Annotated in this window: 6 protein-coding genes and 1 pseudogene; all 7 read left to right on the top strand. The window is 69.0% G+C overall.

Going from position 1 to position 6,916, the window contains the following annotated elements; all coding sequences use genetic code 11:
- Positions 1-91: 91 nt before the first annotated feature.
- Positions 92-367, top strand: a pseudogene (locus ACFY0K_RS44610) (C40 family peptidase); the annotation flags it as partial.
- Between the two features lie 263 nt (positions 368-630).
- Positions 631-1,110 carry a hypothetical protein gene (locus ACFY0K_RS44605; protein ID WP_390644760.1) on the top strand — a complete coding sequence of 160 codons (480 nt, stop codon included), beginning with the start codon at positions 631-633 and terminating at the stop codon, positions 1,108-1,110.
- Positions 1,086-3,710 carry an ATP/GTP-binding protein gene (locus tag ACFY0K_RS44600; RefSeq protein ID WP_390644759.1) on the top strand — a complete coding sequence of 875 codons (2,625 nt, stop codon included), beginning with the start codon at positions 1,086-1,088 and terminating at the stop codon, positions 3,708-3,710. The genes ACFY0K_RS44605 and ACFY0K_RS44600 overlap by 25 nt, the downstream gene beginning before the upstream one ends.
- Complete coding sequence (locus ACFY0K_RS44595) at positions 3,707-4,621, top strand: replication-relaxation family protein (protein WP_390644758.1); 915 nt, start codon at positions 3,707-3,709, stop codon at positions 4,619-4,621. The genes ACFY0K_RS44600 and ACFY0K_RS44595 overlap by 4 nt, the downstream gene beginning before the upstream one ends.
- A 180-nt stretch (positions 4,622-4,801) precedes the next feature.
- Positions 4,802-4,996, top strand: coding sequence for a hypothetical protein (locus tag ACFY0K_RS44590; protein ID WP_390644757.1), 195 nt, complete (start codon positions 4,802-4,804; stop codon positions 4,994-4,996).
- Between the two features lie 365 nt (positions 4,997-5,361).
- Positions 5,362-5,970, top strand: a complete 609-nt coding sequence (locus ACFY0K_RS44585; RefSeq protein ID WP_390644756.1) for a hypothetical protein — start codon at positions 5,362-5,364, stop codon at positions 5,968-5,970.
- A 29-nt stretch (positions 5,971-5,999) separates the two neighbouring features.
- On the top strand, positions 6,000-6,860 hold the full coding sequence (locus tag ACFY0K_RS44580; protein ID WP_390644755.1) for an ATP/GTP-binding protein: 861 nt from the start codon (positions 6,000-6,002) through the stop codon (positions 6,858-6,860).
- The last annotated feature ends 56 nt before the right edge of the window (positions 6,861-6,916 follow it).

Here is a 6,916-nt window from a genome sequence, read left to right as displayed (position 1 = left end):
GGCACCACCCGTCAGCAGCAACCACCAGGTCACCGAGCCTGCGCCACTGACACGCAGATGACGATGCACAACTGACACTCCCCCGCAGGCCATCAGCACCGCGAAAGGCCCCTCGTACGGGATCTGCTGCTCCCCCAGCGGGAAGAGCGGCACTGCCAACAAGGGCTTCGACTGCTCGGGGCTGGCCCTGTACGCCTACGCCCAGGCCGGCATCCAGCTGCCCCGGACCGCCGCCGCGCAGGCCAGTGTCGGGCAGCGGATCCCCTCCAGCCTCGGCACAGGTGTCCTCAAAGCGGGTGACCTTGTCTTTTTCGCCTACGCCCCCGGACGCGACTCCACCATCTATCACGTCGGGATCTATGCGGGGAACGGTCGGATGATCAACGCCGCCCGTCCGGGCACCGTCGTCCGCCTGGACTCGATCAGCACGATGTCGGGCTACGCGGGGGGAGCACGGCTGCTGTGACCACTCCCCCGCGTTCACCGCGTCTGCTCGTGTTGAGCACCGTCGTACTCGTCATTGCCGGCGTCGCTCTGCTGGGCGTGCCGCACGATCAGGGAACACCGGCCGCGGTCGTGTCGTCGACCGCATCGTCAGCGCCGCGTTCGTCGCCGGTTTCCGCAGCCCCCGTGGTCGTACGGCCGTCCGTCCGCACGCTGCCCTCCGAGCCGGGCACCGCGTCGCCGCCAGCCGTCGCTCCGTCGCCTCTGCCGCCGCACGGCGAGGGGGTGGCCGGCGACCAGTCCGTCCAGCGCTCCCTGGAGGGGGCCTGGCCTGCCGACCTTCCCGCTGCCGACGAGCGTGAACTGCTTACCGCCGGGCGAGCGCTGCTGCGCGCGGACGCCACCGGAGTCGGCCGCGCCCAGTGGCCCGAGCTCTTCCCGGATACGGGCCAGGTGGTCGTCCCGGCGTTCTCCGCGACCCGGTTTCGTATCCAAGCGGCGATCGCCCGCCGCGACGGCGGCCCAGGCAAGGCGGTGGTCCACCTGGTGTGGGCCGGCACGGACCGCGGCGGCACCTTCACTGATCTCCGCATCGCCGACTGGCACTTCACCCGCACCACTTCGAAGAAGGGAGCATCAACGTGGACTCCGCAACCCCGTACCTGACCAACCAGGCCTCCGTATCGGCATCCGGCCAGGTACTCGGCCTCGTCTTGGGCATCGTGCACGCCGCAGGCTGGGTGATCGCCTACTGGTGGGTGATGGCCTTGGCCGCCGTGGCGGTCTGGGCCGCGAGCGAGGCGGTGGTGCGCCATCTGGCGCGGAAAGCCTCGGCTGAACGGATGGCGCTGGAGCTCGTACCGTCGCGGCACTTCGACCCGGGTCTGGAAGAGATCTTCCGGCGGGGTGTTCAGCTCGCCCGGGCCTCGACGAGCATGCCGTGGTGGGCCCCGCGCCGGTCAAAGGCGGTGCAGATCCGGCTGCGCGCCGACGGCTCAAGCCCGCTGCGCTATCGCATCGAAGGCCCGGCCGGCGGCGAACGCCTGCTTTCGATCACTCCGTTCGGTCCGGCCGTCACCGTGAACCGGTCCCGGCCTCTCGTCGACAAGCCCCGTGACCACGTGGTGCGGGCGGAGTTCATCCTGCGCGGCACGCCGACCGCACCCCTGCGCGAGGTTCCGCTGAGCCCGGACCCGTTGCAGCCGCTGATCGATGCCGTCTCGGACCTGCGGGCCGAGCTGGGGGATCTCGCCGAGATCCGGCTCGACATCCAGCGGGCCCCCAAGTGGGCGCTGCGGGCGCGTCGTCTGCAATTGATGAGCAATGCGCGCCGTGCGGAGCGGCGGGAGGCCCAGCGGGCCACCCGCTGGGTGCGGCAGGACGCCACCGGCATCGAGGACTCGCTGACCTGGCAACTGCAGCAGCTGGTCGCCGGGAAACAGGGCGGGGGTGGGCGCCGACTGGTGATGCCGCCGGTCCCGCGCCGGGTGGACCCCGAGGAGGCGCTGGGCAAGCTCGCCGAGGACGATCACCTGGTCCGGGTGCAGCTGCTGGTGATGTGCGCGTCCAACACCGAGGGCCGCGCGCAGGCCCGGTTGGCGCAGCTGCAGGCCGCGCTCGATGTGTTCGGCGGCGGCTCGCGGTGGGCGATGCGGGGCTGGAGAGTGGGCCCGTGGCGGTTCGGGGCGGACCGTTGGCCCAGCCGGCGCGGCTTCGAACGCCGGTGGAATCTGGGGCACTGCCAGCCACCCCGTACGAACTGGGTCCGGTTGGACGAGCTGACGGGCCTGCTCAAGCCACCCACGATGCACTGTCGTCTTCCCCTGCTCGCCGGCGACCTGCCGTCGTTCGAGCACGGGAATCCGGAGCTGTTGCTGCAGGGCATCTATCGCGGCCCGGACGGCCGCCGCCGCCTGGTCGCCACCTACGCGCGAGAGACGCTGTTCGAGGTCGGAGTGGGCAAGGCGGGCGGGGGCAAAACGGAACGCGCGCTCGCCCAGGCGATCGGCTGGGCCCACTCCGGCGGCGGCCTCCTGTTCGTCGACCCGCACCGCGACTCCTGGCCGCGCGCCCTGCCGTTCCTCGCCCATGACCACCTGATGCAGCGGATCGCCCTGATCGACCTCAACGCGGCCGGGCCTGCTCCGCAGCTCGGCTGCTGGAACCCGATCGGCATGCACCAGGGCCAGATGGCCCACGAGGTCGTCGAGGCGACCGCCGACGCCTACGCGTCCGTGCTCGGCTGGGACGACGCCACCGCTCCCCGCGCGCTCACCATCCTCACCGCCTCTCTGGCGGTGCTGGTGGCCGTCAACGAGACCGCATGCCAGGCCGGGCGGCCGGAGGACCAGGCCACCGTCTTTCACCTCCGGTCCCTCCTCACCGACCCGGTGTTCCGTACGACGGCACTCAAAACGGTCGAGGGTCGCCTGGACGAAGAGACCCTCTCGTGGTGGCGGACGGTGTTCCCGACGCTGCCCACCGACGCGTTCGCCGTCGTCCTCAACCCCATCGCCCGCCTGGCCGCGAACCCCGTCACCCGGGCCTTCCTCGGGCAGCCGGCCGGCATCTACAACATCCGGGCCGCGATGGACTCACGGATGATCGTGTGGGTGTGCCCGGGCGGGAACGGGCCCACCGACCGGCTGATCACCGCGCTGCTCGCCCGGGATCTGCTGCGGGCAGTGCGCTCGAGGAGAGACACCCCGGAAAGCCAGCGGGTGCCGTTCCGCCCGTACTTCGACGAGCTGATCACCCTGACCGGCGCGGCCCCGGAGACGATCGCCGCGATGTTCGAAGACTTCCGCAAGTACAAAGTCCACGTCCACGGCATGACCCAGCTGCTGGCCCGCCTTCCCATCCCGGTGCGGCTGTCGCTGGTGCAGAACGCCTCCACCCTGGCGTCCACCGCGGGCTCGCAGTCCGCGGTCTCGCCGATCACTGCGGAGTGGGGCGACCGTCCCAGCCCGGATGTCGTCGCCGCACTGGACCGGTTCGAGCACTACATGTCGCTGACCGTTTCCGGCCGTCGCGTCGGTCCCGTGCGGATCACCGGCCCTCACCTGGACGACGTCTTTGCCGACTACGCCCGCCCCGGCCACGTCGGGGCGCTGGAGCGCGCCGCCCGGGCCACGGCTGGCGCCGCCCCACTGGACCAGCTCACAGACCAGGCCGAGAACCAGCTCACCCAGGTGAGCGACTTCCTCGCCCAGCTCACCTCCGCCGCTCAGCCAGCCGTCCGCCTGAAGAAGAGGAACTACAAGTGACCACCGCCTTCGAGACCGTGCCGTCCGTGCGTACACCAAGCCCGCTCGAGCCGCTGCCGCATCAGCTCCTGACCCTGCTCGGCCAGCACCGGATGGCGACCACCCACCAGCTCCACGAGTTGCTGCGCCCCGGCGCGGCGCGGCAGACCGTCTCCGCACCGCTGAACAAGCTGCGCCGCGACGGCCTGGTGGACTACACCGTGCTGCCAGCCTCCAACCGGTCCCGCGCCTGGTACCTCACCAGCGAGGGCGCCCGGCTGATCAAGGACTTCCCCGCCCTGCGGGGACGCCCCGCGTACCCGATCAGTTCGGCGACGGCTGCGTCGCTGAAGACTCCGCACACCTTGACCGTGGTCCGCAGCCATCTCGCGTTCGTCACCGACGCGCGCCGCCGCGGCGACGAGCACGGCCACCTGGACTGGACCCCGGAGGTCGCCCACCCGCTCGGCGACGGCGAGCGGATCATTACGGACGCGGTGATGCACTACACGCTCCTGGAGGGCAATGAGCGCACCAAGCTGCGGGCGTTCGTCGAGGTCGACCGGGCGACGATGGGCAGTGAGCGGCTAGCTTCCAAGCTGATCGAGTATGCGCGGCTGTGGTCGTACGAGCCGCAGCCCGTCGGCCGGCCGCGGTCGCGGCAGCCCGCGGCTGCTGGGGCGGTGTGGCTGCGCTGGTATCCGGTGTTTCCAAGGGTGTTGTTCGTGCTGACCGGGGCTTCCCGGTACGTCCTGGGCAACCGGATCAGCGACCTGCAGGCCATGGTGGCGGAGCATCCCCTCGTGGGCACGCTGGCCCGACAGGTGCCGATGGGCGCGGCCGTCCTGGAGGACCTCGAGGAGCGGGGGCCCACCGCTGACGTCTGGGTTCCGCTCGCCCGAGGCGGTTCGCGGCCATGGACCGAGCTGTGACTCCCCGTTGGCCGGGGCCCGAATGTCGCAGCCTTGCAACTGCCTCACAAACCTCTTGAGATTTGCTCACGCGAACATCTAGTTTACTACTGCACGGCGAGGTTGGTTCTCGGAAACTCCCTGCTGTGCACTGATGTTAGGGGACTTCGCATGTCGCACCCTGCTGGCCAGGTTCGCACCATGGTAACGATCGTCGAAGCCGGATGGCCCACCCGGACGTGGGACGTCTCGTACGTCGGGACCGCGTGCGTGGTCCACGGGATCGGCGACTTCGACCTCGCCGACCTGCGCGCGGTGCGCGACCGCTTCCCCGGACGGCACGTCACCCTCGACGGCGACGTCATCACCGTGTGGCCGCAGGTCGGGCAGCTGTGAATTCACGCTGCCCGGCGCGAGCCCTCCGCCGCCATGACCGGCTCCCGCCCCCTCACCGAAAGGAAGCAGAGCTATGACCAGTTGGGACACCACAACATTCGGTCCGGCGAACGCGCCTTGATGATGTGCGGGCGCAACGAGCGAAGCCACAGAACTACAAGTCGACATCCTGTTCCGAAAGTGACCGGATACGTCCTCAGTTGTACGTGTGAACTCGAATATCAAGCTGGGAAGTTGACTGGCATATGCGTAACCTTACGGTCACGCAAACAGATCACTGCAGCTAAACCGGCCGTTCTCCCGGATTTTCCGCGCACCTGCAACTGGACGCACGGTCATCGCACCGCGCCGTACGGGGAGACAACGTGACACGCCTTTCACTGCGCCGCTCGCGGCGTACGACGGTACGCATCCGCACCTGTGCGAGTTCCTTGCTGGTGGTGCTCGGCCTGAGTTCCCTCGCGGCCTGCAGCAACGATGGCCCAGCCGCCAGCCCGGCGCCGTCAACGAGCACCAGCAAACCCGCCAGTTCCGCTTCGCCCGCAAACGCCCCGCAGGCCACGGAGAAGGCCGCGGTGCTGGCTGCGTACAACCGCTACTGGCAGGAACAGACGAAGGCCTACGCCCAGGCTGACATCACGGGCACCGATCTGAAGAAGTACGCCACGAAGAAGGCGCTCACACGCGCCATGGGTGACGTGCTGGTGATGCAAAAGGCTGGAACTGCTACGACAGGCAGCCCGAGTCACGACGTGACAGTGACCACCCTGTCGCTTACGGCGAAGGTACCCACGGCGCGTCTTCAGGACTGCCTGGACATCTCCAAGTGGCGGACCGTGAACAAGAAGACCGGCAAGGTCCAGGCATTTCCTTCGAATCAGCGCCTGCGATACGTGGCAACAGCGACAGCGGAGAAGTGGGGGGAGCAGTGGATGATCACGGACCTGACACCAGACGGATCTCGCTCATGCTGAGACGTTCAGCGTTAGCAACCGTCACGAGCATGATCGCCACGCTGCTCGCCTCCGCAGCGTTACCGGCCTTCGCCGGTGACGACCCGGTCATCGGCGGCGACTGCGCGGGAGCGAGCTCTTTCGTCACTGTTTGCCGTCAAGAGCCGGCATCGCCAGGCAGCGACACGAGCCAGTCCTCCAACGGTAAGACGGGCAGCGGGAAGCAGAAGTCTCGGCCGCAGAAATGTGTCGTACAACGGCTCGACCCGCAACCTCCAGCCGGCGACCCGGTCTGGCAAGGGCACAAGCGCGGAGACGGCGCGATCTACGCCCGGGTGTGCCTCATCAGTAAGCCGGCGGCAACCGGCGGCTTCATACTCGCTCCCGGAGACCAGCAGGTCTTCTGGTCCGCCAACGCGCCCACCACGACCGTCGATCCGGAGCAGCTGGCCCGTGAGGCCGTCGACCGCATGCTGCTCACGGGGCCCGCCATCGCCAGCCCGAAGCCCACAGGACGCTACGTGGTCGGCATGCCCATGTGGATGTGGGTCACTCAGAGCCCGACCACGTACGGGCCGAACTCCGCTTCCGCCACGCTCGCAGGCGTGACGGTCACCGCCACCGCCAAGGTAAGCAAGATCGACTGGACGATGGGCGACGGCAACACCGTGACCTGCCAGGGGCCCGGCACACCGTACGCGGCGTCGTACGGCAAGCAGACTTCCCCGACGTGCGGCCACATGTACGCGACGGCGTCGGCGGCGTCACCCGGTGCGAAATACGCCGTAACCGCAACCGCCACCTGGTCGGTGAACTGGCAGGTGACCGGGGGTGGCGAGACAGGCCAGTTCACAGAGGTCAGGCAGACCCAGGAGCAAGTGGCCGTCGGTGAAGTGCAGGTCGTCCGATAGCAGGCCGCGAGGACCGGAAGGATCCAAGCGTTGAGCAAGACGAAGGTAGACATGCC

Origin of the sequence: Streptomyces sp. NPDC001507 (assembly GCF_042894765.1) — a bacterium.
Lineage (GTDB): Bacteria > Actinomycetota > Actinomycetes > Streptomycetales > Streptomycetaceae > Streptomyces.
The sequence above is the reverse complement of the archived record's forward strand: the minus strand, read 5'-3'. Positions and strand labels throughout refer to the sequence as shown.

Bases quoted from the DNA above. Each gene is read 5' to 3' on its own strand.
- ACFY0K_RS44590 (WP_390644757.1), top strand. From the start codon at position 4,802: ATGGTAACGATCGTCGAAGCCGGATGGCCCACCCGGACGTGGGACGTC.
- ACFY0K_RS44580 (WP_390644755.1), top strand. From the start codon at position 6,000: ATGATCGCCACGCTGCTCGCCTCCGCAGCGTTACCGGCCTTCGCCGGT.